At 55.9% G+C, this 26,391-nt stretch carries 23 protein-coding genes; 18 read left to right on the top strand and 5 right to left on the bottom strand.

All coding sequences use genetic code 11. The features are described from left to right. Positions 1 to 44: 44 nt before the first annotated feature. Positions 45 to 539, bottom strand: a complete 495-nt coding sequence (locus EVJ26_RS04220) for a competence protein ComK (protein ID WP_070328670.1) — start codon at positions 537 to 539, stop codon at positions 45 to 47. A gap of 272 nt (positions 540 to 811) precedes the next feature. Between EVJ26_RS04220 and cspD the strand changes: the two genes are divergently transcribed. The 11 genes from cspD to EVJ26_RS04165 all read left to right on the top strand — a co-directional run bounded on the left by cspD (position 812) and on the right by EVJ26_RS04165 (position 13,223). After that, a complete protein-coding gene (gene cspD, locus EVJ26_RS04215) occupies positions 812 to 1,009 on the top strand; it encodes a cold-shock protein CspD (RefSeq protein WP_035386012.1) in 198 nt (65 codons plus the stop codon). 325 nt (positions 1,010 to 1,334) lie between these two features. Next, the gene (gene hpf / locus EVJ26_RS04210) at positions 1,335 to 1,895 is read left to right on the top strand and encodes a ribosome hibernation-promoting factor, HPF/YfiA family (RefSeq protein ID WP_016508657.1); all 561 of its coding nucleotides are present in this window, start codon (positions 1,335 to 1,337) and stop codon (positions 1,893 to 1,895) included. Between the two features lie 141 nt (positions 1,896 to 2,036). Next, positions 2,037 to 4,559: a preprotein translocase subunit SecA gene (gene secA, locus EVJ26_RS04205; protein WP_131455794.1), complete on the top strand. Its 2,523-nt coding sequence runs from the start codon at positions 2,037 to 2,039 to the stop codon at positions 4,557 to 4,559. A 53-nt stretch (positions 4,560 to 4,612) separates the two neighbouring features. Continuing rightward, positions 4,613 to 5,713 (top strand): peptide chain release factor 2, encoded by a 1,101-nt coding sequence (gene prfB, locus EVJ26_RS04200; RefSeq protein WP_131455796.1) that lies wholly within the window; start codon positions 4,613 to 4,615, stop codon positions 5,711 to 5,713. Between the two features lie 61 nt (positions 5,714 to 5,774). Continuing rightward, positions 5,775 to 6,632, top strand: coding sequence for a YitT family protein (locus EVJ26_RS04195; RefSeq protein WP_071397984.1), 858 nt, complete (start codon positions 5,775 to 5,777; stop codon positions 6,630 to 6,632). A 107-nt stretch (positions 6,633 to 6,739) separates the two neighbouring features. Beyond that, the gene (cccB, locus tag EVJ26_RS04190) at positions 6,740 to 7,072 is read left to right on the top strand and encodes a cytochrome c551 (RefSeq protein WP_131455798.1); all 333 of its coding nucleotides are present in this window, start codon (positions 6,740 to 6,742) and stop codon (positions 7,070 to 7,072) included. Between the two features lie 515 nt (positions 7,073 to 7,587). Next, a complete protein-coding gene (gene ftsE / locus EVJ26_RS04185; RefSeq protein ID WP_131455800.1) occupies positions 7,588 to 8,274 on the top strand; it encodes a cell division ATP-binding protein FtsE in 687 nt (228 codons plus the stop codon). After that, the gene (gene ftsX / locus EVJ26_RS04180) at positions 8,264 to 9,166 is read left to right on the top strand and encodes a permease-like cell division protein FtsX (protein WP_131455802.1); all 903 of its coding nucleotides are present in this window, start codon (positions 8,264 to 8,266) and stop codon (positions 9,164 to 9,166) included. The genes ftsE and ftsX overlap by 11 nt, the downstream gene beginning before the upstream one ends. 25 nt (positions 9,167 to 9,191) lie before the next feature. Next, positions 9,192 to 10,544, top strand: coding sequence for a murein hydrolase activator EnvC family protein (locus EVJ26_RS04175; RefSeq protein ID WP_131455804.1), 1,353 nt, complete (start codon positions 9,192 to 9,194; stop codon positions 10,542 to 10,544). A 98-nt stretch (positions 10,545 to 10,642) separates the two neighbouring features. Beyond that, the gene (locus tag EVJ26_RS04170; RefSeq protein WP_131455806.1) at positions 10,643 to 12,046 is read left to right on the top strand and encodes a S41 family peptidase; all 1,404 of its coding nucleotides are present in this window, start codon (positions 10,643 to 10,645) and stop codon (positions 12,044 to 12,046) included. Positions 12,047 to 12,086: 40 nt separating this feature from the next. Continuing rightward, the gene (locus EVJ26_RS04165; protein WP_131468776.1) at positions 12,087 to 13,223 is read left to right on the top strand and encodes a PDZ domain-containing protein; all 1,137 of its coding nucleotides are present in this window, start codon (positions 12,087 to 12,089) and stop codon (positions 13,221 to 13,223) included. Between the two features lie 37 nt (positions 13,224 to 13,260). Here the strand turns inward: EVJ26_RS04165 and glpK are convergent, their stop codons facing one another. From glpK to EVJ26_RS04150, 3 genes are all read right to left on the bottom strand, one after another. Beyond that, positions 13,261 to 14,778 (bottom strand): glycerol kinase GlpK, encoded by a 1,518-nt coding sequence (gene glpK, locus EVJ26_RS04160; protein WP_131468778.1) that lies wholly within the window; start codon positions 14,776 to 14,778, stop codon positions 13,261 to 13,263. A gap of 30 nt (positions 14,779 to 14,808) precedes the next feature. Next, entirely contained in the window at positions 14,809 to 15,516 is a 708-nt protein-coding gene (locus tag EVJ26_RS04155; RefSeq protein ID WP_131468780.1) for an MIP/aquaporin family protein, read from the bottom strand. Positions 15,517 to 15,614: 98 nt separating this feature from the next. Further along, a complete protein-coding gene (locus tag EVJ26_RS04150; protein ID WP_131469825.1) occupies positions 15,615 to 16,472 on the bottom strand; it encodes a sulfite exporter TauE/SafE family protein in 858 nt (285 codons plus the stop codon). Positions 16,473 to 16,615: 143 nt separating this feature from the next. Here EVJ26_RS04150 and uvrB point away from each other — a divergent pair, with 143 nt between their 5' ends. The 3 genes from uvrB (at position 16,616) to EVJ26_RS04135 (ending at position 22,709) form a co-directional block, all read left to right on the top strand. Beyond that, the gene (gene uvrB, locus EVJ26_RS04145) at positions 16,616 to 18,592 is read left to right on the top strand and encodes an excinuclease ABC subunit UvrB (RefSeq protein ID WP_304984902.1); all 1,977 of its coding nucleotides are present in this window, start codon (positions 16,616 to 16,618) and stop codon (positions 18,590 to 18,592) included. Beyond that, a complete protein-coding gene (gene uvrA, locus EVJ26_RS04140) occupies positions 18,593 to 21,466 on the top strand; it encodes an excinuclease ABC subunit UvrA (RefSeq protein ID WP_131469823.1) in 2,874 nt (957 codons plus the stop codon). Positions 21,467 to 21,530: 64 nt separating this feature from the next. Continuing rightward, positions 21,531 to 22,709, top strand: coding sequence for a DUF4097 family beta strand repeat-containing protein (locus EVJ26_RS04135; RefSeq protein ID WP_131455819.1), 1,179 nt, complete (start codon positions 21,531 to 21,533; stop codon positions 22,707 to 22,709). A 91-nt stretch (positions 22,710 to 22,800) separates the two neighbouring features. Here the strand turns inward: EVJ26_RS04135 and EVJ26_RS04130 are convergent, their stop codons facing one another. After that, a complete protein-coding gene (locus EVJ26_RS04130; RefSeq protein ID WP_131469821.1) occupies positions 22,801 to 23,157 on the bottom strand; it encodes a hypothetical protein in 357 nt (118 codons plus the stop codon). A 156-nt stretch (positions 23,158 to 23,313) separates the two neighbouring features. On the opposite strand from EVJ26_RS04130, the gene hprK reads away from it, so the two are divergent. The 4 genes from hprK to EVJ26_RS04110 are packed head-to-tail and all read left to right on the top strand — an operon-like array spanning position 23,314 to position 26,195. Then, a complete protein-coding gene (gene hprK, locus EVJ26_RS04125; RefSeq protein ID WP_070328687.1) occupies positions 23,314 to 24,252 on the top strand; it encodes an HPr(Ser) kinase/phosphatase in 939 nt (312 codons plus the stop codon). Further along, entirely contained in the window at positions 24,249 to 25,070 is an 822-nt protein-coding gene (gene lgt / locus EVJ26_RS04120) for a prolipoprotein diacylglyceryl transferase (RefSeq protein WP_131455825.1), read from the top strand. The genes hprK and lgt overlap by 4 nt, the downstream gene beginning before the upstream one ends. Further along, positions 25,070 to 25,720: a pyrophosphatase PpaX gene (gene ppaX, locus EVJ26_RS04115; RefSeq protein ID WP_131455827.1), complete on the top strand. Its 651-nt coding sequence runs from the start codon at positions 25,070 to 25,072 to the stop codon at positions 25,718 to 25,720. The genes lgt and ppaX overlap by 1 nt, the downstream gene beginning before the upstream one ends. Next, on the top strand, positions 25,713 to 26,195 hold the full coding sequence (locus EVJ26_RS04110) for an acyltransferase (RefSeq protein WP_131455829.1): 483 nt from the start codon (positions 25,713 to 25,715) through the stop codon (positions 26,193 to 26,195). Before ppaX ends, EVJ26_RS04110 begins: the two co-directional genes overlap by 8 nt. Positions 26,196 to 26,391: the final 196 nt, after the last annotated feature.

The following is a 26,391-nucleotide window of genomic DNA, read 5'->3' as shown; positions in this document are numbered from 1 at the left end:
AAAATCCCCATAAAAAAACCTCCCGTCAAACGACGGAAGGCAGGTCAAGATTCGAGCGCAGGGCTCATGTTCAGTTGTTGGAACCGGGCGACCAATTCGCCGGTCGCTTTGATCTGGTTTTTTAAGACGTACGCGGTCGCGTTCGTCTGGATGCGGTGACCGTCTTTCGTGACGATCACGCCGTTCGGGGCACCCTCGACAGTCACGATGTCCCGAATGTGGGACCAGGCGTACCATTCGCAATCTTCACGTTTCGGTGATTTCGTCGGGAAGAAGACGAGTCCCGTCGTCGGTTCGATGACGACCGGCACTTTGCCTTTGACCCCGGCGACGCGTTTGGCGACGAAGATCCGTTCCTCGATCGAGCTGTTGTACTGGCGGCAAGAGAGCTGCAGCAACTGGTACGGCCGGAGCGGGGTCGAGATCTCGCTGCCGTCCTCGAGAATGATCCGCGATTGCTTCATCATGTCAAAGCAAGGCAGGATCGCCACGGTTCGCTTCGTGATGCGATATTTTTCCTCGGAATAGTAGGGGCGCATACGCTGCACCATCCTCCTCGTATTAGATTTTCAGGATCGGCCGATATTCAAAAAAGCACAAACCTAAATCATCCCTTCCATGATATATCACAAAAAATGTAAATTCAATAAGCCAATATGAAAAGTAGGGAAATATAATTCCAATGTAAGCCAAAAGACGATTCATTTACAAAATAGCAGAAAATGGTTGTATAGTGACCGAGAAGGTGGTAATATAACTACTAGAGGGAAAGCCTCTGTATTCTTCAATGGTGAAAGGAATGGATTTGCACATGGTAGGTAAAGTAAAATGGTTTAACTCAGAAAAAGGTTTTGGTTTCATCGAGGTAGAAGGCGGCAAAGACGTTTTCGTACACTTCTCAGCAATCCAAACTGACGGCTACAAAGCTCTTGACGAAGGTCAAGAAGTTGAGTTTGAAATCGTAGATGGCGAACGCGGCCCACAAGCGGCTAACGTTGTAAAATTATAATTTCAAACCGTGAACCGGCTTCCTCGTGAAGTCGGTTTTTTGTTTTGTCTACATAGTATTTTTCTCTTAAGAAAACGAGTTTAAAAACGGCGATAACGGGTAACTTCTTTTTATACAACCGATTCGATTGCAGGCGTGAGCATCGGAACAAAATTGTCATTATTTTCTGATGATAACGTTTTCAAATAAACTGAATTCGGGGTATACTATATATGAGCCACCCGCTTCCGCTTTCTTTTTAAGATCTTTTTAAGAAATGAGGCAGGAGATTCGGTCCAAAATGACGAATCATTGGTTCAAGCGGTTATTTTAAGGAGGAGTTCAGATGATTTATAACATTCGCGGCGAAAACATTGAAGTCACACCAGCCATCAAAGACTATGTCGAGAAAAAGCTGGAGAAGTTGACTCGGTATTTCACAACTCCTACGGATGCACAGACGGCTTACGTCAACTTGAAAGTGTACAACGAAAAGCAAAAAGTAGAAGTGACGATCCCGATGACGAACTTATTGCTTCGCGCTGAGGAAACCAACCTCGATATGTACGCGGCAATCGACCTCGTCGTCGACAAATTGGAACGTCAAATCCGTAAACACAAAACAAAGCTCAACCGTAAAGGACGCGCCAAAGAAGGCGGGATCGGCGAGTATTTCAAATCACTCGAAGGTTCTGAAGACATTCCTGCGTACGATGAGGACGAGGCAGAACTCGAACTCGTGCGGACGAAGCGGTTCACGCTCAAGCCGATGGACACGGAAGAAGCGATCCTTCAAATGGACATGCTCGGTCACAGTTTCTTCGTCTTCTCAGACGCGGAGACCGGGAACACGAACGTCGTCTATCGTCGGAAAGACGGTAAATACGGCTTGATCGAACCTGAATAATCTAACTTTGAATTCACACGGCCCTCCGACTTGGAGGGCCGTTTCGTTTTGCCTTTCCTTGAAAGCGTGGGTCACTTCGGTTAAACTGTACATTAGGGAAAAAACATGCATTTTTGACTGAGTGCAGAGGAGATAAAACGTATGGCGAACTTTTTGAAAGATTTATTTGCTCCACAGAAACGAGTATTGAAAAAAGCAGAAAAAGCGGCCGACTTAGTCGAGTCATTCGCTGAGCCGACGAAGGCGTTGTCTGACGAAGCACTTCAGGCGAAGTCTGTCGAATTCCGTGAGCGTCTGGATAAAGGGGAAACGCTTGACGATATCCTTCCGGAAGCGTTCGCGGTCTGTCGCGAGGCGTCAGAACGCGTGCTCGGCATGCGTCACTACCGCGTCCAGCTCATCGGGGGCTATGTGCTCCATAACGGCGACATCGCCGAGATGAAGACCGGTGAAGGGAAGACGCTCGTCGCGACGCTCCCGGTTTACTTGAACGCCCTGACTGGCCGTGGCGTACACGTCGTGACGGTCAACGAATATTTGGCGAAACGTGATAAAGAACTCATGGAACCGCTCTACTTCGCGCTCGGCCTCTCGGTCGGACTGAACGTCTCGAACATGGACCGCGTCGAGAAGCAGGCGGCGTACAACTGTGACATCACGTACTCGACGAACAACGAACTCGGGTTCGACTACTTGCGTGACAACATGGTCCTTTATAAGGAAGACCGTGTTCAGCGTGAGCTCTACTACACGATCGTCGATGAAGTCGACTCGATCCTCGTCGATGAGGCGCGGACCCCGCTCATCATCTCAGGGTCGGCCCAAAAATCGACCGAATTGTACACACGTGCCGACGCGTTCGTCCGGACGCTCAAGCTCGAAGACGACTACACGGTCGACGTGAAGACGAAATCGGTGTTACTCACGGACAAAGGGGTCGACCTCGCCGAGAAGTTCTTCGGCATCGACAACTTGTTCGCGATCGAGCACGTCTCGGTCAACCACCACGTCGGGCTCGCATTGCGTGCGAACGCCGTCATGCATCATGACGTCGACTATATGATCCGCGACGGCCAAGTCATGATCATCGACCAGTTCACAGGTCGGGTCATGGACGGACGCCGCTACTCGGAAGGTCTGCACCAGGCGATCGAGGCGAAAGAAGGCGTCGAGATTCAACGGGAATCGATGACGCTCGCGACGATCACGTACCAAAACTACTTCCGGATGTATGAGAAGCTGGCCGGGATGACCGGTACGGCGAAGACGGAGGAAGAAGAGTTCCGTAACATCTACAACATGCAAGTCGTCACGATCCCGACGAACAAGCCGATCGTCCGTGAAGACGGTTCTGACCTCATCTTCAAGTCGATGGAAGGTAAGTTCAAAGCCGTCGTCGAAGAGATTGCTTCGGCGCACGCGACCGGACAACCGGTCCTCGTCGGTACGGTCGCCGTCGAGACGTCTGAGTATTTGAGCAAGCTGCTCACGAAGAAGAAGATCAAGCACGAAGTCTTGAACGCGAAAAACCACGCCCGTGAAGCCGAAATCGTCGAGAATGCCGGACAAAAAGGTTCGGTCACAATCGCGACGAACATGGCTGGACGCGGAACCGACATCAAGCTCGGCGAAGGTGTCATCGGGCTCGGCGGTCTTTACATCGTCGGTACCGAGCGCCACGAGTCGCGCCGGATCGACAACCAGCTCCGCGGTCGGGCCGGTCGTCAAGGCGACCCGGGTAAATCGCAGTTCTACTTGTCACTCGAAGATGAGCTCATGCGCCGCTTCGGGACCGACAGCCTCCAGAGCATGATGGAGCGCCTCGGCATGGACGACACGCAACCGATCGAGAGCCGCATGGTCTCGAAAGCGGTCGAGTCGGCCCAAAAACGTGTCGAAGGTAACAACTATGATGCCCGTAAACAGCTGCTCGGTTACGACAACGTCATGGCCGACCAACGGAAAGTCATGTATAAAGACCGGGCCAGCATCCTCGAGAACGAATCGGTCACCGATATCGTCCGCTCGATGATCCGTGAGACGGTCGAGATGGGCGTCGCGCAATACACGCCGCTCGAACTCGTGCCGGAAGAATGGAACATCGACGAGCTGGCGCACTGGGCCAACCAGACGCTCGCCCTCGAGAACGCGGTCGCCGGGAAAGACTTCTACGGCAAAGAACGCGAGGAGATCACTGAGCTGTTGCTTGAGCGGACGAACGCCCAATATGAGGCGAAACGTCAACTCGCACCGCCGGAACGGTTCAACGAGTTCGAGAAGATCATCGTGCTCCGTGCCGTCGATTCGCACTGGATGGCGCACATCGACCATATGGACCAGCTTCGTCAAGGTATCCACTTGCGTGCTTACGGACAGAACGACCCGCTCCGTGAGTATCAGGCGGAAGGCGTCAGCATGTTTGACGCGATGAACGCGGCCATCTCGGAAGAAGTGACCGGCTTCGTGCTCCGTGCCGAGGTCGGCGACAACCTCCGACGCGAGAAAGTCGTCGAGGAGGAAGTGGCGGTGTCTGGCAAGGACGACGCACCGGTGAAGAAAAAACCGGTCCGCCGTTCAGAAGACCAACGCCTCGGGCGCAACGACCCGTGCTGGTGTGGTTCAGGCAAGAAGTTTAAAAACTGTCACGGCAAACAACAAGCTTAATTTTAAAGAGGCGAGCCTGCTCGCCTCTTTCCTACGGAAAGGTGAATCTCACTATGGAAATTTCAGATATTCGGAACGAACTCGAGGCGATGGCAAAACGCCTCGAAAATTACAGACAATCGCTTAACTTATCAGAGAAACAGGCGCGCATCGCCGAGCTCGAGAACGAGATGACGTACCCGGACTTCTGGGACAGCCAAGAGAAGGCACAAAAAGTCATCGACGAGTCGAACGCGCTCAAAGCGATGGTCGACAAGTATCAAGAGCTCGCGGACGGTCACGAGGACGGCGAAGTTACGCTCGAACTCATCAAGGAAGAACCGGACGCCGAGATGCAAGGTGATCTTTCAGAGATGGTCATGGCGCTCAAGGCCGACTTCGACGCGTTCGAACTCGAGATCCTCTTGAACGGACCGTATGACACGAACAACGCCATCCTCGAGCTGCACCCGGGTGCGGGCGGTACCGAGTCGCAAGACTGGGCCTCGATGCTCCTCCGCATGTATCAGCGTTTCGCGGACAAACAAGGTTGGAAAGTCGAGACGGTCGACTACCTCGCGGGCGAGGAGGCCGGCGTCAAGTCGGTCACGCTCCGCATCGTCGGGCATAACGCCTACGGCTACTTGAAAGCGGAGAAAGGGATCCACCGCTTGGTCCGGATCTCGCCATTCGACTCGTCAGGCCGCCGCCACACGTCGTTCGTCTCGTGCGACGTCATGCCGGAATTCGATGACGATATCGAAATCGATATCAGAACCGAAGACCTCCGCATCGACACGTACCGCGCCTCGGGCGCCGGCGGTCAGCACATCAACACGACCGACTCGGCCGTCCGGATCACGCACGTGCCGACGGGTGTCGTCGTCGCATGTCAGGCCGAGCGTTCGCAGATCAAGAACCGTGAAGCGGCGATGAAGATGCTCAAGGCGAAACTGTACCAGCGCGAACTCGATGAGCAGCAACGCAAGCTCGACGAGATCCGCGGTGAGAAGACAGACATCGGCTGGGGTAGCCAGATCCGTTCATACGTCTTCCACCCGTATGCGATGGTCAAAGACCACCGCACGAGTTATGAAGTCGGGAACACGAGCGGCGTCATGGATGGAGACATCATGGGCTTCATCGACGCTTACCTCCGTAAGACAAATATGTGATGCATGTGGCTCAAAGACGTCCGTCTTTGGGCCACGTTGTATGTAGAGGAGAATTTCTTTAATGAAGCAAATCGTCAAAGACTATATTTACTTATTGACCGGTTCCGTGTTCGTCGCCTCGGCGTTCAGTCTGTTCCTGTTCCCGAACAACATCGCCTCGGGCGGCGTCAGTGGGATCTCGATCATCACGTACGAGCTGTTCGGCATCTCGCCGGGGGCGTTCCAGCTCGTCTCGAACGTGTTGCTCCTCCTCGTCGGCTGGATGATCCTCGGGCTCGGCTTCGGCGTCAAATCGCTCGTCGGCTCGATCTTCTTACCAGGTGTGATCTTGTTTTATGAAGCGATCGGTGCGGGCGCGGCGGTCGACGATACGCTGCTCGCGGCCGTGTTCGGCGGCGTCGGTGTCGGGATCGGCCTCGGACTCATCTTCCGCGGCCGGGCCTCGACCGGCGGGATGGACTTACTCGCCCAGATCCTACATAAGTTCACCCACATCCCGCTCTATCTCTGTATCGCCATCCTCGACGGGACCGTCGTGGTCGTCGCGGCCGTCACGTTCTCGTTCACGACGGGACTGTACGCGCTGATCGCCTTGTACATCACGATCAAGATGATCGACTTCGTCCAGCTCGGCTTCACGCAAGACAAGATGGCGTATGTCATCTCGGACAAGCGTGACGTCATCACGCGCGCCGTCTTCGACGAGCTCGACCGGGGCGCGACCGAGATCCAGGCGATCGGCGCCTATTCGCGTCTCGACCGGCCGATGCTCCTCGTCGTCGTCCGTCAGAACGAGGTGAGCCGGTTGAGAGACCTGATCCGCCGCATCGACCCCGACGCGTTCCTCATCTTCAGCGAGGCGCACGAGGTGATGGGCCAAGGTTTCACCTCAGATAAACGGTATAGCAACGTCCCGTGAGATGTGGAATCTTTGTGTACTTTTCGTGAGATTAGGTTAAAGGCCTTGTCAAAACGGTTATAATGGATAATGTAGGCAATTTCTACAACTTAGGAGGGGAACCCTATATGAAGAAGTGGATGATGGCCATCGGCCTCGGCGCCATGCTCACGCTCGGTGCGTGCGGCGGCGATGAAGAAGAAACGACAAGCAATGGGGATACGGGCTCGAACACGGCTTCGGTCGACGCGGAAGCGGTATACGCCCAAAACTGTGCAGCCTGTCACGGCGCGAACTTGGAAGGCATGAGCGGTCCGGCATTGACGGACGTCGGTGCACGCCTCTCAGCTGAAGATATCGAGAACATTATTCGAAACGGACAAGGCACGATGCCTGCGAACGTGATCGAGGACGACGAAGAGATCACAGCGGTCGCGGCTTGGCTCGCCGACAAGAAATAAGGATCAAGACCACGGGATAACCGTGGTTTTTTGCATTCCGTGGTTTGGATTGGTCGCCGTTCATCGGTGCGTTCGTCCTGTTGCTGTCGGCGCCATGACGACGAACGTTGGCATGTGGTATTTTGCGATGTTGTTCGACGCGTTGAAAAAACGTCCGACCGATAAACGGAACGATTGAACATAGGCACTCGCCCCGGCGAGTGCCTATTTGAATGTGCGTTTCACCAAATGTGACTGCAACGTGAAACGGACGTTCAATCCAACAATTTCCCACCGAACTCAATCGAACTGAAACAATCCTGTAATGGTTATTTAAAATTCTGGTTGTTATAATTGTAGGCGCTCCTACTACTGAATCTGATGAATCTTGACCCGTTAAGAAACTTGGACGGTGCCTTGACAGAATCACTAGTTATCGTGTAGAACTGAGGCTAGGCGAAAATATTCACTTACTAAACAACTATACACTCGTCATAGATGCATGAAAAATTTATAAAAAGGGTAGGGAATACGTTATGATCTCGATGCAAAAAGTTAGTAAAGTATATCCAAACGGTGTCGTCGCAGTCGACGACCTCGATTTGAAGATCGAAGACGGCGAATTTTTATACGTCGTCGGACCATCCGGCGCCGGGAAATCGACGTTCATGAAAATGATTTATCGGGAGGAGAAGCCGTCGAACGGTCAACTGTTGATCGATGGGATCGACGTCGGGAAATTAAAAAACCGTCACGTCCCGAAACTACGCCGCCAGCTCGGCGTCATCTTCCAAGATTATAAGCTGCTCCCTTCATTGACGGTGTATGAGAACGTCGCGTTCGCCCTCGAAGTCGTTCAGGCCGACACAGGTACGATGCGTAAGCAAGTCATGGACGTCTTAAACTTAGTCGGACTTAAACATAAGGCACGTAACTATCCGGACGAACTGTCGGGTGGCGAACAGCAACGTGTCTCGATCGCCCGCGCCATCGTCAACAAGCCGAAGCTCATCATCGCCGACGAGCCGACCGGCAACTTAGACCCGGATACGGCATGGGGCATCATGGAAGTATTCCAAGAGATCCATCGCCGCGGGGCGACGATCGTCATGGCGACACATAACCGTGACATCGTCGATAAGATCCGTCATCGCGTCATCGCGATCGAAAATGGCAAAGTCGTCCGCGATGAAGAGAAAGGAGCATATGGCTATGATATTTAAAAGTGGGCTACGCCATTTACGCGAAGGGTTCAAAGGGACGCTTCGCAACGGTTGGATGTCGTTTGCGGCCATCAGTGCCGTCACCATCACCTTGTTACTCGTCGGCGTCTTCGCCCTCGTCATGTTCAATGTCAACGAGATCTCAGAGAACGTCGAGAACGACGTCGAGATCCAAGTGTTCGTCACACGGACAGCGGAGGAAGCGAACGTCGAGAAGCTAGGCGAGAACTTAGAACAGATCCCGGGCGTCGCCTCGGTGACGTTCAGCTCGAAAGAGGAGGAACTCGAAAACTTCCGCAACCAGCTCGGGGAAGACGCCAACGCGTACGGAACGGTCGAGAAAGACAACCCGCTCCATGACCGCTACATCGTCAAAGCATCAGACCCGCTTAACACGGAGACGGTCGCCGACGCGGTCCAGTCACTCGAAAACGTCGATAAGGTCACGTACGGTCAGGACTATATCGATAAGATGTTCGCCTTCTTCAACGGGATCCGCATCGGTGGACTCGTGTTGATCGTCGGACTCACGCTCATGGCGATGTTCCTCATCTCGAACACGATCAAGATGACGATCTTCTCACGCCGTCGCGAAATCGAGATCATGCGTCTCGTCGGAGCGAAAAACAGCTTTATCCGCTGGCCATTCTTCATCGAGGGACTTCTGCTCGGTGTGCTCGGCGCGCTCATCCCGATCGCGGTCATTTATTTCGGCTATGACGTCGCATATGGTGCTTTACAACCATCGCTAGATCAACTGAATAGTGATATATTTAAATTGATCGATCCATCGGTACTCACGACGCAAGTCTCGCTCGTCTTGCTTGCGCTCGGTGCGTTCATCGGGATCTGGGGATCGACGACATCGCTCGGTCGATTCTTAAAAGTCTAGTTTAAATATGAGGAGGAATTGGCGGATGAAACGTTCGCTTGCGCTTGGATTAAGTTTGACGCTACTCGCCGCGCCGGTCATGGCGACGGAGAAAGAGACGTTGAAAGAACGACAAGATCGTCTATCCAATCAATTGGAGCAGTCTAAAAAAGCGCAAGTCGAGACGGACGCCGAGCTCGAAGTCACCGAGGCACAGCGCGACGCGGTCTCAACCGAGGTTCGTGCCGTCAATGAACGTCTCGAGGGCTTAAGTGAACAGATCGCCGTCCAGCAAGTCGAAGCGGACGCGGCGCGCTCAGAGCTCGAGGCGACCCGCCAACAACTCGCTGCCCAAGGGCAGTATCTTGAAGGCCAGAAGGCGCTCCTTAGTGAGCGTCTTCGTGTGCTTCAAATACACGAGGACCGGTCTTATCTCCAAGTCGTGTTCGAATCCCGCTCGTTCGGGGATTTCGTGACGCGGCTCATGACCGCACAGACGATCGCGGAGCAAGACCGGGACCTCATACATAGCTATATGCATGAAGTCGAGCGCCTCGAGACGCTCGAGGCGACGCAACGGACACAGCTGTCGTTCGTCAAACAAAAAGAGCGCGAGCTCGTCGTCACGAAACAAGCGCTCGATCAAGCGGCCGCAGAGAAACATGTGCTTCTCTCGGAACTAAACGAGCAGGTCGAACTGCTCGAGCTCGAACGGATGACCCGTGGCGAAGAACAGGCGCTCATGAACGAACAGCGCCGCATCATCGCCAGTCAGCTCGACGCGATCGCGACGGCTGAACGGGAACAAGCGGAAGCCGAGGCTCGCGCGAAACAAGAGGCCGAGGCAAAAGCCGCCGCAGAAGCGCGAGCACGGGCCGAAGCAGCGGCACGAGCCGAAGCCACCGAACGAGCCGAAGCGAATCAAGAAACCGTGACACCACAGGCACCGCCAGCAGCGGAACCGAAAACCGTCACGGCTCCGGTCAGTACGTTCTTGCGCCCGGTGTCGGGTTACGTGTCGAGCCGATTCGGACCGCGGGAGAACCCGCTGACCGGGGCGCCGGAATCGCACCGCGGCATCGATATCGTCAACGCGACCGGCACACCGATCGTCTCGGCCGCCCCAGGTATCGTCATCAAGGCGGCTGAAGCGACCGGTTACGGCAACGTCGTCTTCGTCTCGCACGTCGTGAGCGGGCAAGTCTGGACGACCGTCTACGGTCATTTAGATTCGATCACGGTAGCGGCCGGTCAGTCGATCGGGGCGGGCCAGACGGTCGGTACGCTCGGCAACACGGGCTGGTCGACGGGACCGCATCTCCACTTCGAGCTCCACCGTGGGGAGTGGGCACCCGGGCAACCAAATGCGGTCGACCCGGGCCCTTATATCGGCTACTGACAGACGGACGCGTCCCAAATATGTGGAACGCGTCCGTTTTTCTGAAGTTTTTGCTATACTGGATGAAAGACCGACAAAAAGAAATGAGGGACTTACCCGTGAAAAACACAACCGCAGGACTACTCGCCGGCGCGACGTTCGTGGCAGGGGCTGGTGCAGGCCTGGCGACGATGGCGTTCACCGATACGAGGTTACCGATCCAACCGAAAGCAGAAGGTTGGGACAAGGTCGAACAAGTCCGCAGCTTGATCGAGACGCACTCGCTAAAGGACATCTCGGAAGAAGACTTGTTGACCGGTGCCCTTGACGGTATGACGGCAGCGCTCGATGACCCGTACTCGGACTTCCTCGACGCGGAAGAAACGTCACAGTTCACCGACTCGATCGAGTCGAGCTTTGAAGGAATCGGCGCGACTTTGGAGAAGAAAGGAGAAGACATCTTGATTGTCGCTCCAATCAAAGGCGCACCAGCCGAGGCGGCAGGTCTTCGCCCAGGGGATATCATCACCGCGGTCGACGGCGAATCGATCGAAGGGATGGCCGTCGAAGAGGCGGTCCAGCTCATCCGTGGCGAAAAAGGAACTGTTGTCACGCTGACGATCCGTCGCGGCGGGCAAGAGGCCGACTACGAGATCACACGGGATACGATCCCGATCGAGACGGTTTACTCGGAAGTGAAAGAGCAGGACGGCAAAAAGATTGGCTATCTCGAAGTGACCCAGTTCTCAGAGCCGACGGCCGATGAGTTTTTAGAGCAGCTCGAGACGCTCGAAGCAGAGAATATCGATAGCTTGATCATCGACGTCCGCGGTAACCCGGGTGGTCTCTTGCCGGCCGTCATCGCGATGACCGAAGGGTTCGTCCCGACGGACAAGCCGGTCGTTCAGATCGAGAACGCCGACGGCGAACGTCAATCCCAAAACGGACGCGCCCGTGAGGCGAAGCCGTACAATTTGTTCGTCTTGACGAACGAAGGCTCGGCCTCGGCGTCCGAGATTTTGGCCGGTGCGCTCAAAGAAGGCGCCGGTGCGACGATTATCGGCAATGCGACGTTCGGGAAAGGCGTCGTCCAGACGGCGTTCGACTTGGAAGACGGCAGCAACTTGAAGCTGACGACGAGCAAATGGCTCACACCGGACGGCAACTGGATCAACGAGACGGGTATCGAGCCTGACGTTGAGGTCGATCAACCGGATTACTTCGGGGTCAACCGCATCCTCGCGGAAGAGGATGCGCTCGAAGTCGGGGACTACGGCGAGACGGTGTCGAACCTGCATACGGTGTTGACCGGGATCGGTTACGCGCCGGGCGGTCAGCCGGGTTACTTTGGTGACACGATGGCACAGGCGGTCTCGGACTTCCAAGCCGACAACAACTTGGCGGAGGACGGGGTCGTCAATGAAGCGACAGCGTCCGCGCTCGAGTCACGGTTGCTTGAAGTCATCCAAGACGAGGCGAACGATGCCCAGTTGAACCGGGCACTTGAAGAAGCCGCAAAATAAGGATTAGGGAAAGGATTGGACAAGTGTGGACGTTCTACGAATGAGTTTTACCGCTTTGTTGACCTTGTTAGGTAGTCCGCTGCTCTGGGCGACGTTCGTCTCCCTCGCTTACATATCTATGACGCGCATTAAACGAGAGCGAAGCATGTTCCGGTCGCGCCGACGCTCGCCAAAGTCAGATTGGCGCCACTTTGTGTGGCCGAGTCTGTTGCTCGCGGTCCTCGGAACGGTAGCGACCGTCTTGCTCGAGACGACGGTCAACTTCGAGTGGGTCATCACGTTCACCGTCCTCTACGCCCTGATCGTCTTGACGATGCATCCGCGCTTCATGAGTCCGGCGTTTCCGTTCCTGATCATGCTCGTGGTCATCAGTCTGCGTGACGTTGTCTCGCTCGCGGGGCTCACGGATTGGGTCGACCGGCTCGCCGACGTCGAGTGGCCGGTGTATGCGCTCGTGTTCGGCATCGTCACGCTCGCCGAAGCGATCCTCCTTCGTTGGAACGGAACCAAAGAGACGTCACCGACGCTCATCTTGTCGAAGCGCGGCCAGTTCATCGGTGGACACGTCGTCAAGCGGATTTGGTTCTTTCCGCTCATCGTCTTTTTACCGCCGTCGTTCGGGCTCGACTTCTCGGTGCCGGTCATCTTGCCGATCCCGATCGGGGTCAGCCTGCTATCGACCGGGGCACTGCCGGGAACGCTGCTCGGCCGCTTGAGCCTGTATCGCGGTTTGCTCGCAGTGGTCGCGCTCGGCCTGTTTGCCGGGTCGTACGTCCTCGACGTCCCGTACGTCGCTTATGTGTTGATCGGTCTGTTCGTCTTGTACGAGTTCGCCTTGCAGCTCATCAAACGCGAGAATCGCGGCACGACACCGGTCTTCCTGAACGGGAACCGCGGGGCGGTCATCATCGATACGCTTCCGGGTTCGCCGGGGGAGACGATGCAGCTCGTTCCAGGTGAGTCGATCTACAAAGTGAACGGTACGGTCATCACCGGAGGGAGCAGCTTTTATGAGGCGCTTCAACTCCATAAGCCGTACATCAAGCTCGAAGTGCTCAACTTGAACGGGGATATCCGCTTCGTGCAACGGGCGATGTATGAGGCCGACCCGCACGAGCTCGGGATCTTGTTCGTCGGGGAACCGATGAGCCCGCGCTTGCGCTTACGGAAATTATAAAAGGGAGCATCCGTCGCGGATGCTCCCTTGCTTGTGTTTAGACTTCAAGTTTTGATGGTTTGAAGCCCATTGTCGCTTCGACGGCGTGTTGCCAGCCTTTGTAGAGCTCTTCACGATGCGTTTCATCCATGTTCGGTTCGAACTGATGGTCGAGTTTCCATTGCTGCTTGATCTCGTTCTGGTCTTTCCAGAACCCGACGGCGAGTCCGGCGAGGTAGGCGGCGCCGAGCGCCGTCGTCTCACTCACTTCCGGACGTTCGACCGGTACGTTCAAGATGTCCGCTTGGAACTGCATGAGGAAGTCGTTGTTGACCGCACCACCGTCGACGCGGAGCGTCTTCAATGCGATGCCGGAATCTTGCTCCATCGCCGTCAAGACGTCGCGTGTCTGATAGGCGAGCGATTCGAGCGTCGCCCGGACGAAGTGTTCTTTTTCCGTACCGCGGGTGAGCCCGAAGATGGCGCCGCGGACGTCCGAGTCCCAATACGGGGCACCGAGTCCGACGAAGGCCGGGACGACGTAGACCCCGTCGGTCGTGTCGACACGGTTCGCATACTGTTCCGTATCTTTCGCCGACTTGAGCATACGCATCCCGTCACGGAGCCACTGGATGGCCGATCCGGCGACAAAGATCGATCCTTCGAGCGCGTACTCGACTTTTCCGTTATAGCCCCAGGCGATCGTCGTCAACAGACCGTGGTCCGACTTGACGGCTTCTTCTCCCGTGTTCATAAGCATGAAGCAACCCGTTCCGTATGTGTTCTTCCCTTCGCCTGACTCGAAGCAGGCTTGGCCGAACAAGGCGGCCTGCTGGTCACCGGCCGCGCCGGCGATCGGGACTTCGAACCCGAAGAAGTGGTACGGGATCGTGTGGGCGTATACTTCACTCGATGGCTTGACTTCAGGCAGCATCGACTTCGGTACGGTGAGGATGTCGAGCAACTCATCGTCCCACTTCTGCTCGTAGATGTTGTACATGAGCGTCCGTGACGCGTTCGAGTAGTCGGTGACGTGCGCGAGACCGCCCGAGAGCTTCCAGATGAGCCACGTGTCGATCGTTCCGAACAACAAGTCTCCCGCTTCCGCTTTCTCACGGGCGCCTTCGACGTTGTCGAGGATCCATTTTACTTTCGTCCCCGAGAAGTAAGCATCGATCAAGAGGCCGGTTTTGTCACGGAACAAGTCCGCATGGCCCGCTGCTTTCAATTCGTCACAGATGCCGGCAGTCTGACGCGATTGCCAGACGACGGCGTTGTAGACAGGTCTGCCGGTCGACTTCTCCCAAACGACCGTCGTCTCCCGTTGGTTCGTGATGCCGATGGCCGCGATCTCTTTCGGGTCGATGTCGGCCGAACCGAACGCCTCGGCCATGACGGCGAGGACCGAACCCCAAATCTCGTTGGCGTTATGCTCGACCCAGCCTGGTTTCGGGAAGTACTGCTTGAACTCGCGTTGAGCGGTCGTGACGATCTTGCCGTCGTGGTCGAAGATGATGACCCGTGAACTGGTCGTACCTTGGTCGATTGCTAAAATATACCGTTTTTCTTTGTCCATATGAATGTGCCTCCTTAGAAGTTAGGGTGATTATGGGACGAGGATACCATAGAGCAACGCGGCGATGACGGCGCCGATGATCGGTCCGACGACCGGGACCCATGCGTAGGGCCAGTCTGACGTCCCTTTGTTTTTAATCGGGAGTATCGCATGCGCGATCCGCGGTCCGAGGTCACGGGCCGGGTTGATCGCATAACCGGTCGTTCCACCGAGTGAGAGACCGATCGAGACGACGAGGAGTGCGACGATGAGCGGGTTCAACCCGTCGGCGAACGTGTTGGCGCCGAACGAGAGTATGGCGAAGACGAGGACGAACGTCCCGATGATCTCTGAGATCAAGTTAAACGGGATGTTCCGGATCGCTGGTATGGTCGAGAACGTCGCAAGTTTCGCACCTTGGTCTTCGGTCACGTCGTAGTGCGGTTTGTAGTGCGCGTAGACGAGACAAGCCCCAATGAACGCCCCGATGAACTGGGCCAGGATGTACAGTGGCACATCAGCCCATGGGAAGGCCCCGCTCGTGGCGAGTCCGATCGTGACGGCCGGGTTGATGTGCGCGCCTCCGTAAATACCTGCAGCGTACACCCCAATCATAACGCCAAAGCCCCAACCGAACGTGATGACGATCCAGCCGCCGTTCTCGGCTTTCGAGTGGCGGAGGACGACGCCGGCGACGACACCGTTACCGAGCAAGACGAGTAGCATCGTACCGATGATTTCGCTGACAAATGCTGACATGTGATACTCCCTTCCTTTCGTATTAGAGTTGACTTACCACTTTTTTATATCCCCTAAATGAAAGCGCTTCGAAACCAAGATATTGAAAAAACCACTTCTCAACGAGAAAAGTGGTTCGGACTGGTAAATCGTTTGGAAAAATCGATGCTGATGCCGACGAGAAATACAGCAAGGGTACTCAAGCTCGCATAAGACAACGGTGTCCACCATGTCGCCCCGAGGTCGAGCACGATCGAGGTGATGACAGCCAAGTAGAGCCAAGCGAGCCGTCTTGAAATCTCGTGGTCCCGATAATGATTCGTGAGCGCTGCGCCGAATGGGGCACCGATGAAAGCACCCGTCACCAAGGCGATCGGGGCCACGTAATCGAGCGACAGCGACGGCAGGTAACCGCTGAGCCCGCCGAGCGAGATGAACAGGACGGCGGCGAGACTCGTCCCGACGGCACGGTGCGTCGAAAACCCGAGCCAACTCACGAGCAGCGGGACGATGATAAAACCGCCGCCGATGCCGAGGAGCGCCGACAAGAGTCCGGCGATCGCACCGATGAAGAAACTTGCGGCAAATCCGGATTTTTTCCGTTTCGACGGCTTCGATGTTTTCTTTAGAAGCGTAACGGCAAAATAAGAAAGGATAAGCAAATAGAACACATTCAGCAACCAATCATACGTCCCGGAGATCGAGAGCACAAGCCGGCTCGACAGCTGCGCAGTGACGGCGCCGGTCAGACCGACCGTGAGACCGGTCGACCACGACACGTTGCCGAGCGACGAGTGCTTCTTCGCGCCGGCCAGGCTCGTCCCGACGACGAACAAAAGTGACGTCGCGACCGCCTCGGCCGCCGAGTATCCGTTGAACAAGAGCACCGGGACGATGATGACACCGCCCCCGATGCCGAAGAAACCGGACAAGGCGCCGACGACCGCGCCGAGCGGAATGAAGAGAAGTGACCACATGACGACCCACCCATTTCTGTTTAGATTCCTCCTCACTATAGCGAATCGGGGAGCGGTTTGGGAAGCGTCTCAGAAGCGAATATTTGTTCGTGTATGTGCTATAATCAAGTCAATATGCAAGGAACAGAAAGCGAGGAATATACATGGATAAGATCAATGTTCCGTTCGAATTACATTCGGAATATAGTCCGGCCGGCGACCAGCCGGAGGCGATCCGCCAGCTCATCGAAGGCGTCAATCGCGGCGACCGTTACCAGACGCTGCTCGGTGCGACCGGTACCGGGAAGACGTTCACCGTATCGAACGTCATCCAGGAAGTGAAGAAGCCGACGCTCGTCTTAGCTCACAACAAGACGCTCGCCGGCCAGCTCTATTCCGAGTTCAAAGAGTTTTTCCCGAACAACGCCGTCGAATATTTCGTCAGCTACTATGACTACTATCAACCGGAGGCGTACGTGCCGTCGACCGACACGTTCATCGAGAAAGACGCCTCGATCAACGACGAGATCGACAAGCTCCGTCACTCGGCGACGTCGTCCTTGTTCGAGCGGGACGACGTCATCATCGTCGCATCCGTGTCATGTATATACGGTCTCGGTAACCCGGAAGAATATAACAGTCTCGTCTTAAGTCTCCGCGTCGGCAAAGAGATGGGGCGCGACCAGATGCTCCGCAAACTGATCGACATCCAATATGAACGGAACGACATCGATTTCCAGCGCGGGCGCTTCCGTGTCCGCGGCGACGTCGTCGAGATCTTCCCGGCGTCACGCGACGAGCAGTGCTTGCGCGTCGAATTCTTCGGTGACGAGATCGACCGCATCCGCGAGATGAACCCGCTCACCGGCGAGATCATCGCCGACCGTGAACACGTCTCGATCTTCCCTGCATCCCACTTCGTCACCCGCGACGAGAAGCTGCAAAAGGCGATCGTCAACATCGAGGCCGAGCTCGAGCAACAACTCGAGAAGTTCCGCGAAGAAGGCAAACTGCTTGAAGCACAGCGTCTCGAGCAGCGGACGAACTACGACCTCGAGATGATGCGCGAGATGGGTTACTGTTCAGGCATCGAGAACTATTCGCGCCATCTGAACTTGACGGAGGAAGGGGCGACGCCGTACACGCTCATCGATTACTTCCCGAAAGACTTCTTGCTCATCGCCGACGAGTCGCACGTGACATTGCCGCAAGTCCGCGGGATGTACAACGGCGACCAGGCACGTAAACAAGTGCTCGTCGACCACGGTTTCCGTCTGCCTTCAGCCAAGGACAACCGTCCGCTCAAGTTCGATGAGTTCGAGAAGAAGTTGAGTCAGGCGATCTTCATCTCGGCGACACCGGGCCCGTATGAGCTCGAGCATACACCAAACATGATCGAGCAGATCATCCGGCCGACGGGTCTACTCGACCCGACGATCGAGATCCACCCAATCAAAGGACAGATCGACTACTTGATGGACCAGATCCGCGACCGCATCAAACAGGACGAACGCGTCCTCGTGACGACGCTCACGAAGAAGATGGCCGAAGACTTGTCGGACTATCTCCGTGAAGCGGGCATCAAGGTCAACTATATGCACTCCGAGATCAAGACGCTCGAACGGATCGAGATCATCCGTGACCTGCGGCTCGGTAAATACGACGTCCTCGTCGGGATCAACTTGCTGCGGGAAGGTCTCGATATCCCGGAAGTGAGTCTCGTCACGATCCTCGACGCCGATAAGGAAGGGTTCCTCCGTTCTGACCGGTCACTCATCCAGACGATCGGACGGGCAGCCCGTAACTCGAACGGGCACGTCATCCTGTTCGCCGACAAGATGACCGATTCAATGAAACGGGCGATCGGGGAGACCGACCGCCGTCGCACGATCCAGCAAGAATACAATGAAGAGCACGGCGTCACGCCGCAGACGATCCGTAAAGAAGTGCGCGGCGTCATTCGCGCGACGGTCGCTGCCGAAGAAGACGTGCTCGAGTCGCTCAGCTCGATGAATCAAGACGAGCGCGAGGCGGCGATCGGCAAACTAGAAGAAGAAATGAAACAAGCGGCCCGCGACCTTCAGTTCGAGCGGGCGGCCGAATTGCGTGACTTAATCTTGGAGTTGAAGGTAGGGAATTAAATGGCTGAAAAGAAAAATGCGATCGTCATCAAAGGGGCGCGCGTCAACAACTTGAAAAACATTGATATCGATATCCCTCGTGACCAGCTCGTCGTCTTGACGGGTCTGTCGGGATCAGGGAAGTCATCGCTCGCATTCGATACGATCTACGCCGAAGGGCAGCGCCGTTACGTCGAAAGCCTGTCGGCATACGCCCGTCAGTTCCTCGGACAGATGGACAAGCCGGACGTCGATACGATCGAAGGGTTGAGCCCGGCCATCTCGATCGACCAGAAGACGACGAGCCGTAACCCGCGCTCGACCGTCGGGACGGTGACGGAGATCTATGACTACTTACGGCTCTTGTTCGCCCGCATCGGGAAACCCGTCTGTCCGCGCCACGGCATCGAGATCTCAAGCCAGACGATTTCACAGATGGTCGACCAAGTGATGGAGCTCCCGGAGAAGACGCGCCTGCAAATCTTGGCGCCGATCGTGTCGGGACGGAAAGGCACGCACGTCAAAGTGTTCGACTCGCTCAAAAAAGAAGGGTTCGTCCGGGTCCGTGTCAACGGGGAGACGGTCGAACTGACCGATGACATCGAGCTCGACAAGAACAAGAAACATTCGATCGAGGTCGTCGTCGACCGGCTCGTCGTCCGCGCTGACGTCGAAGGCCGCCTCGCCGATTCACTCGAGACGGCACTCCGCCTCGCCGACGGCCGCGCCATCATCGACAAGATGGACGGGACCGAGCTCCTGTTTAGCGAACATCACGCCTGCCCGATCTGTGGCTTCTCGATCGGTGAGCTCGAGCCGCGCATGTTCTCGTTCAACTCGCCGTTCGGGGCCTGCCCGACGTGTGACGGTCTCGGTACGAAACTCGACGTCGACCCGGAGCTCGTCATCCCGGACCCGTCGAAGACGCTGAAAGAAGGCGCGGTCGTCGCATGGCAGCCGACGAGCTCGCAATATTATCCGCAGCTGCTCGCCTCGATGTGTCAGCATTTCGACATCGACATGGACGTGCCGTTCGAACGGCTGTCAAAACGTGACCAAGACCTCGTCTTGCACGGGACGGAAGAAGAATCGTTCTTGTTCCGCTATGAGAACGATTTCGGTCAAGTCCGAACGAACACGATCTTTTTTGAAGGAGTGCTCCGCAACATCGAGCGCCGCTATAAAGAGACGACGTCGGATTACATCCGGGAACAGATGGAGACGTATATGGCGACGCACGCCTGCCCGACGTGTGACGGCTATCGGTTGAAAGAAGAGACGCTCGCCGTCAAGATCACCGACCGCCACATCGGGGAAGTGACGACACTCTCGGTCGAGCATGCGCTCGCCTTGTTCGAGTCGCTCATGGACGAACTGAGCGAAAAAGATATCGCCATCGCCCGGCTCATCTTGCAAGAGATCAGAGAGCGGCTCAGCTTCCTGAACAACGTCGGTCTCGACTACTTGACGTTGTCGCGGGCGGCCGGGACGTTATCAGGCGGGGAGGCGCAGCGGATCCGTCTTGCCACGCAAATCGGATCGCGGCTGACCGGCGTCTTGTATGTCTTGGACGAGCCGTCGATCGGCCTGCACCAGCGTGATAACGACCGCTTGATTGCGACGCTCAAACAGATGCGCGACATCGGCAATACGCTCATCGTCGTCGAGCATGACGAGGACACGATGATGGCAGCCGACTACTTGATCGACATCGGACCTGGCGCCGGAGAGCACGGTGGAGAAGTCATCGCCGCCGGCACACCGAAGCAGATTATGAAGAACCGAAAGTCGCTCACCGGGCAATACTTGTCGGGAAAACGGTTCATCCCGCTGCCGGCTGAGCGCAAAGTACCGGACGAGCGTTTCATCAGGATCGTCAAAGCAGCAGAGAACAACTTGAAAGAGGTCGACGTATCGATTCCGCTCGGTATGTTCATCGCCGTCACCGGTGTCTCCGGCTCCGGGAAGTCGACGCTCATCAACGAGATCCTGTACAAGTCGCTCGCGCACCATATTAACCGCGCCAAAGCGAAGCCAGGGAAGCATAAGACGATCGAAGGGCTGGACCAGATCGATAAAGTCATCGATATCGACCAGTCGCCGATTGGACGGACGCCGCGGTCGAACCCGGCGACGTATACGGGTGTGTTCGATGACATTCGTGACGTGTTCGCGTCGACGAACGAGGCGAAGATGCGCGGTTACAAGAAAGGCCGCTTCAGTTTCAACGTCAAAGGCGGGCGCTGTGAGGCGTGCCGCGGGGACGGGATCATCAAGATCGAGATGCACTTCCTTCCAGACGTTTACGTCCCGTGTGAGATCTGTCACGGCAAACGCTACAATCGGGAGACGCTCGAAGTGAAGTATAAAGGCAAGACGATCGCCGATGTGCTCGACATGACGATCGAGGAAGGACTCGACTTCTTTGACAAGATTCCGAAAATCAAGCGGAAGATCCAGACGATCTATGACGTCGGCCTCGGCTACATGAAGCTCGGACAACCGGCGACCGAACTGTCGGGCGGGGAAGCGCAACGCGTCAAGCTCGCGTCTGAGCTTCACAAACGTTCGACCGGCAAGACGATCTACATCTTGGACGAGCCGACGACCGGTCTTCACGTCGACGATATCGCTCGGTTGTTGGTCGTATTGCAGCGCCTCGTCGAGAACGGGGACACGGTGCTCGTCATCGAGCATAACTTAGACGTCATCAAATCGGCCGACTACTTGATCGACCTCGGACCTGAAGGCGGGGACGGCGGCGGCGCGATCGTCGCGACCGGGACGCCGGAAGAAGTCGCCGAAGTCACGGCGTCGTACACCGGCAAGTATTTGAAACCGGTGCTCGAACGCGATGCGGCCCGGGCCAAACCGAAAGCAGGAAAAAAGAAATAAGTATAGAAATGTTTAGAAACGGGAACATGATTGACGTGTAACCAAATCGAAGGGGGAAACGAACGTGAAACAAGAAATGCGTGAACTGATTCTCCAGCAAGTGAAAGATGGCAAACTGACGATCGAGGAAGGGATGACCCAACTCGAGCGGCTCGAGAAGTTGGAGCCGGAGCGTATGCAAGCGCTTGAAGAACATCAAGAGACGGAGAAGGTCGATGCCTACTCGGTCGAGTCGCTCACGACGAAACTGACGTCAGCGGTCGATGGACTCGTGACGAAACTTCGCGACAGCGACTTCTCGTTCAGCTCGAACTTCGGGCCGGAAGTGACGTACTCGAAATCGTTCCCGTTCACCGGGAAAGACATCCTACTCGACTTGTTCAACGCCTCGGCGACAATCGTCTCGTCGGACCATGACGAGTGTGAACTGATCGTCACCGGTCGTCCGCTCCGGCAGCAAGACGCGGACAAGGCGCTTGAACAGCTCCAGTCGGCGGTCAAACATTCGGTCATCGGCGACCGTCTCGTCATCTCACTTCGTGACAAGCTCGTCCGGGCCCACGTCGAACTGTACGTCCCGCATCATCATTTCGACCATTTGAACGTCCAAACGTTGAACGGTGAAGTCCGTGCCGACGGGATCGACGTCGAGAGCTTCCGTGTCCAGACGGCGAACGGGCGCGTCGTGCTTCACGAGGTGCACGCTTCAGAGATTCTCGTCAACACGGGCAATGGTACGGTCGAGGTCGAAGCGACCGAGTCTGAGCTCGTCCACGTCCGGACCGGTAACGGTTCTGTCATCGTGAACGGGAAGTATGACAAGGCCTCGCTCAAGACCGGGAACGGCAACATCCGCGCCGAACTCGCGACGGCGCGTCCGGCCAAGTTCGAAATCGCTTCGCTCGCCGGGAACATCCGACTCGTCTTGCCTCACGGCGTCGAAGTCGAAGGTGATCTCGAGACGAACTTCGGTGGGCTCCACTGCGACTTAGACGACCTCGAGATCGTCCGCGATCGTAAAGATGTCGCCCAGCGTCGTCTCGAGTTCTTATCAGGCCGTGGTCAGACGCCGCGCATCGAAGTCGAGGCCGGTACGCGTACTGGTACGATCGACCTCGAGCACGGTTCACTCCACACGCCGTCGACGTTCCTCGAAGAAGACAAGCACGAACCGACGGAACCGAATGATCCGGTCGATCCGGTCAATCCGGCCGACTTGAACAACCCGTTCCATCAGCAATGACGATCAACCCCGAAGGCGAGCGCCTTCGGGGTTCTTTTTGTACAGCGTGAATCATAAGAAGCCCGAAGGCGATCGCCTTCGGGCCCATTCATCATAAATTCATTTCGTTCTCGAACTGTTCCCATTCCATCATCGGGGCGTCATATAACGTGAACGAACCGATGACAAGCAGGATGACGAGGATCGGACCGGCGATCAATAAGAAGATCCCGAGGTTCCGCATTTTTTTCGAGCGGTTCCAGTAGAAGATGATGGCGACGATCATCGAAAGTAACGAGCCGGACAAGAAGACACCGACGATGTTCAGGATGAACAACAGGAGCACCGTCTCGTTCTTCGTCGTCGCATATTCGCGCCACATGTCGATGAGCGACTTGATCAAATAGACGAGCGCCGCGATCCCGACGATAAAAATAAAGACGATGGCAATCCAAAAGAGTGCGTCCATTTTGTTTCACCTCCTTATAAACTTCTATACCCGTTCTAAGCAATTGCCACAAATTAGTTTCATTCCTTTTGAATTGACAAGTTTTGGCTCACTTTTCATTAACGCTTCTCATGAGGAGCTATGATACAATAATGAGCGTGAAAGGGGCAGATACTTATGCAAAATATCGTACGCACGGCTCAACTCGTTGAGCGCTTCAAGCTTCAAGTCATTTCCGGGGAAGAAGGGCTTCACCGTCCTGTCGCCACACCGGACCTCAGTCGACCAGGACTTGTCCTCGCCGGCTACTATACACACTATGCGAAGAACCGTCTCCAAGTGCTCGGCAAGACGGAGCTCACGTTTTACGCGAGCCTGTCTGAAGAAAGCCGGCGCGAGCGTGCCAAAATTCTTTGCACGGAGTCGACACCGGGCATTCTCATCACGCGCGGATTCGACATCCCGATCGAGATCGAGGAAGAGGCCGAGGCGGCAAACGTTCCGCTCATGCGCACGAACGCGGTGACGACGTCGATCGAGTCACAGATCACGAACTTCCTCGAGATGGAACTCGCACCGATGACGGCGATGCACGGCGTCCTCGTCGACATTTACGGTGTCGGCGTCCTCATCAAAGGACAGAGCGGCGTCGGTAAATCCGAGACCGCGCTCGAGCTCGTCAAGCGGGGCCACCGTCTCGTCGCCGACGACTCGGTCGAGATCCGGCAGACGGGCGACCAGCTGCTCGTCGGGTCGGCACCAAAACTGATCCGCCACTTGCTCGAGATTCGCGGGATCGGCATCATCGACGTGATGACGCTGTTCGGAGCGGGCGCCGTCCGTTCGCATAAAAAGATCAGCTTGATCATCAACCTCGAGAACTGGGACGCCGGCAAAGTGTATGACCGCGTCGGGCTCGACCATAACACGATGAAGATCATCGACAGTGAAGTGCCGCTACTCACGATCCCGGTCCGTCCGGGACGTAACTTGGCCGTCATCGTCGAAGTCGCGGCGATGAACTATCGCCTGCAAAACATGGGCATCAACACGGCGGAAGAGTTCGCCGAACGACTCGCCAACGCGATCCACGATAACGAAGGGGACATGGAATGATGGTGGAGCCGACGTTTGACCGCGTAGCGTTCGAGATCGGGTCGCTCCCGATCTATTGGTACGGCATGATCATCGCCTTCGGAGCGATGCTCGGTCTCGTCCTCGCCTTGTTCGAGGCGAAGCGACTCAATTATGATTCGGAGCGGGTCGTCGACGTCATCATCTGGGCGATCCCGATCAGTATCGTCTTCGCCCGGATTTACTATGTCGTGTTCCAATGGGATTACTACAGCCAAAACCTCGGGCAGATCATCGATATCCGCCAAGGCGGGATCGCGATTCACGGGGCCATCTTCGGCGCCTTGCTCGTCGTCATCATCTACTCGATGCGTAAATCGATGTCGTTCTGGAAAGTGACCGACATCCTCGCGCCATCGCTCTTGCTCGGTCAAGCGATCGGACGGTGGGGCAACTTCATGAACCAAGAGGCGCACGGGTCTGAGACGACGAGCCGGTTTTTGAAAGAGACATTGTTGTTACCGGACTGGATCGTCAACCAGATGTATATTGACGGGGCGTACTACTTGCCGACGTTCTTGTTCGAGAGCGTCTGGAACATCATCGGCGTCATCTTGCTCGTCGTTTGGCGCATGGTCGGCAATCCGCCGCGCGGCTACATCTTCTTGTCGTACCTCGTCTGGTACTCGATCGGTCGCTTCTACATCGAGGGACTCCGTACGGACAGCCTCATGGCCGGTGATCTGCGGACGGCACAGCTCGTCTCGATCGCGATGATCGTGTTCGGGATCGTGATGATGGTGTTGCGCCGGAAAGCGAAGCGGTACGATGACCCTTCTGAGAAAGGACTGTTTGATTGATGGATACGATTTTATTTGATTTAGACGGCACGTTGCTCGATACGAACCCGCTCATCCTTGCGAGTTTTCGGCATACGCTCGGGTATTACTTCCCGAACGAGACGTATCGGGACGAAGATATCTTCCCGTTCATCGGGCCGACGCTCGAGAAGTCGTTCAAAGCGCTCAATGAACCGGAATGGAAAGAGATGCAGGCATTCTATCGCAGCTTCAACATCGCCATGCACGACGCGCTCGTCGCCGAATATCCTGGCGTGATCGAAGGACTGCATCGTCTGCACACAAAAGGCTATAAGATGGGCATCGTCACATCGAAAGGCCGGCCGGTCGTCGAACACGGACTTCGCCTGTTCAACATCGACCACTTGTTTGGCGTCGTTGTCACGGCTGACGACGTCGAAAACGAGAAACCGCACGCCGAGCCGGTCGAACAGGCGCTGCGCGCGCTCGGTTCGGCACCGGAACGGGCCGTCATGGTCGGGGACAACGATACGGACATCTTCAGCGGCAAAAACGCCGGCACGAAGACGGTCGCCGTCGGTTGGGCCTTGAAGGGCCGGGCGTTCTTAGAGACGCTCGAGCCTGACGTCATCATCGAGTCGATGGAGCACTTCGAGACGTGGCTCGACGAGGTCACGGTCCATGCGTAAGACGGAACGGTATCATCTGGACGGGCCCAATCCGCTCTGGCAGATGTATCGGACGATCCGCTTCTTGCGAGTCTTCAAAAATACGACGGTCGTCCTCGTCGGGCGTTACTTCCCGTCCGTCAAGGCGAAGCGTTGGCTGTACCGGAACTTCCTCGGGATGAAGATTGGGGAGTATAGCGCCCTCGCCCTCATGGTGACGCCGGACGTCATGTTCCCGGAGCGGATCACGATCGGACGCAACACGGTCATCGGCTTCAACACGACGATCCTTTGTCACGAATATCTCGTCGACGAGTATCGGATCGGTGACGTCCGGATCGGTGACGACGTTTTGATCGGGGCGAACGTGACAATCTTGCCGGGCATCACGATCGGGGACAAGGCGGTCGTCGGAGCCGGAGCCGTCGTGCATCGCGACGTTTTGCCCGGTGAACGTGTCGTCGGCGCCAAACTGCACACTGTCGACACGAAATAGACACAATTTAGCGCGAAATCATTTCATGTTGCTCGATCGGTCTTCGTGTGAAAAATACTTGAGCGGTATCACTTTATTTGAAGGTGATGCCGTTTTTTTGTGTCGTGACGGGAGCTAGGTCATAATGTATATTTTTGTCGAAAAACAATTGTCAGACCTAGTAAAATATATTCATTATAGAAGGAATATAGTCCCG

The sequence above is a fragment of the Exiguobacterium sp. SH3S1 genome, from assembly GCF_004337105.1.
Classification (GTDB): Bacteria; Bacillota; Bacilli; order Exiguobacteriales; family Exiguobacteriaceae; genus Exiguobacterium; species Exiguobacterium aurantiacum_A.
This window is presented reverse-complemented; position numbering and strand designations above follow the sequence as displayed.

What these genes read in the sequence shown, in the direction of transcription:
- EVJ26_RS04220 (WP_070328670.1), bottom strand. Translation starts at nt 539, where the DNA reads ATGCGCCCCTACTATTCCGAGGAAAAATATCGCATCACGAAGCGAACC.
- cspD (WP_035386012.1), top strand. Translation starts at nt 812, where the DNA reads ATGGTAGGTAAAGTAAAATGGTTTAACTCAGAAAAAGGTTTTGGTTTC.
- hpf (WP_016508657.1), top strand. Translation starts at nt 1,335, where the DNA reads ATGATTTATAACATTCGCGGCGAAAACATTGAAGTCACACCAGCCATC.
- secA (WP_131455794.1), top strand. Translation starts at nt 2,037, where the DNA reads ATGGCGAACTTTTTGAAAGATTTATTTGCTCCACAGAAACGAGTATTG.
- prfB (WP_131455796.1), top strand. Translation starts at nt 4,613, where the DNA reads ATGGAAATTTCAGATATTCGGAACGAACTCGAGGCGATGGCAAAACGC.
- EVJ26_RS04195 (WP_071397984.1), top strand. Translation starts at nt 5,775, where the DNA reads ATGAAGCAAATCGTCAAAGACTATATTTACTTATTGACCGGTTCCGTG.
- cccB (WP_131455798.1), top strand. Translation starts at nt 6,740, where the DNA reads ATGAAGAAGTGGATGATGGCCATCGGCCTCGGCGCCATGCTCACGCTC.
- ftsE (WP_131455800.1), top strand. Translation starts at nt 7,588, where the DNA reads ATGATCTCGATGCAAAAAGTTAGTAAAGTATATCCAAACGGTGTCGTC.
- ftsX (WP_131455802.1), top strand. Translation starts at nt 8,264, where the DNA reads ATGATATTTAAAAGTGGGCTACGCCATTTACGCGAAGGGTTCAAAGGG.
- EVJ26_RS04175 (WP_131455804.1), top strand. Translation starts at nt 9,192, where the DNA reads ATGAAACGTTCGCTTGCGCTTGGATTAAGTTTGACGCTACTCGCCGCG.
- EVJ26_RS04165 (WP_131468776.1), top strand. Translation starts at nt 12,087, where the DNA reads ATGAGTTTTACCGCTTTGTTGACCTTGTTAGGTAGTCCGCTGCTCTGG.
- glpK (WP_131468778.1), bottom strand. Translation starts at nt 14,778, where the DNA reads ATGGACAAAGAAAAACGGTATATTTTAGCAATCGACCAAGGTACGACC.
- EVJ26_RS04155 (WP_131468780.1), bottom strand. Translation starts at nt 15,516, where the DNA reads ATGTCAGCATTTGTCAGCGAAATCATCGGTACGATGCTACTCGTCTTG.
- EVJ26_RS04150 (WP_131469825.1), bottom strand. Translation starts at nt 16,472, where the DNA reads ATGTGGTCACTTCTCTTCATTCCGCTCGGCGCGGTCGTCGGCGCCTTG.
- uvrB (WP_304984902.1), top strand. Translation starts at nt 16,616, where the DNA reads ATGGATAAGATCAATGTTCCGTTCGAATTACATTCGGAATATAGTCCG.
- uvrA (WP_131469823.1), top strand. Translation starts at nt 18,593, where the DNA reads ATGGCTGAAAAGAAAAATGCGATCGTCATCAAAGGGGCGCGCGTCAAC.
- EVJ26_RS04130 (WP_131469821.1), bottom strand. Translation starts at nt 23,157, where the DNA reads ATGGACGCACTCTTTTGGATTGCCATCGTCTTTATTTTTATCGTCGGG.
- hprK (WP_070328687.1), top strand. Translation starts at nt 23,314, where the DNA reads ATGCAAAATATCGTACGCACGGCTCAACTCGTTGAGCGCTTCAAGCTT.
- lgt (WP_131455825.1), top strand. Translation starts at nt 24,249, where the DNA reads ATGATGGTGGAGCCGACGTTTGACCGCGTAGCGTTCGAGATCGGGTCG.
- ppaX (WP_131455827.1), top strand. Translation starts at nt 25,070, where the DNA reads ATGGATACGATTTTATTTGATTTAGACGGCACGTTGCTCGATACGAAC.
- EVJ26_RS04110 (WP_131455829.1), top strand. Translation starts at nt 25,713, where the DNA reads ATGCGTAAGACGGAACGGTATCATCTGGACGGGCCCAATCCGCTCTGG.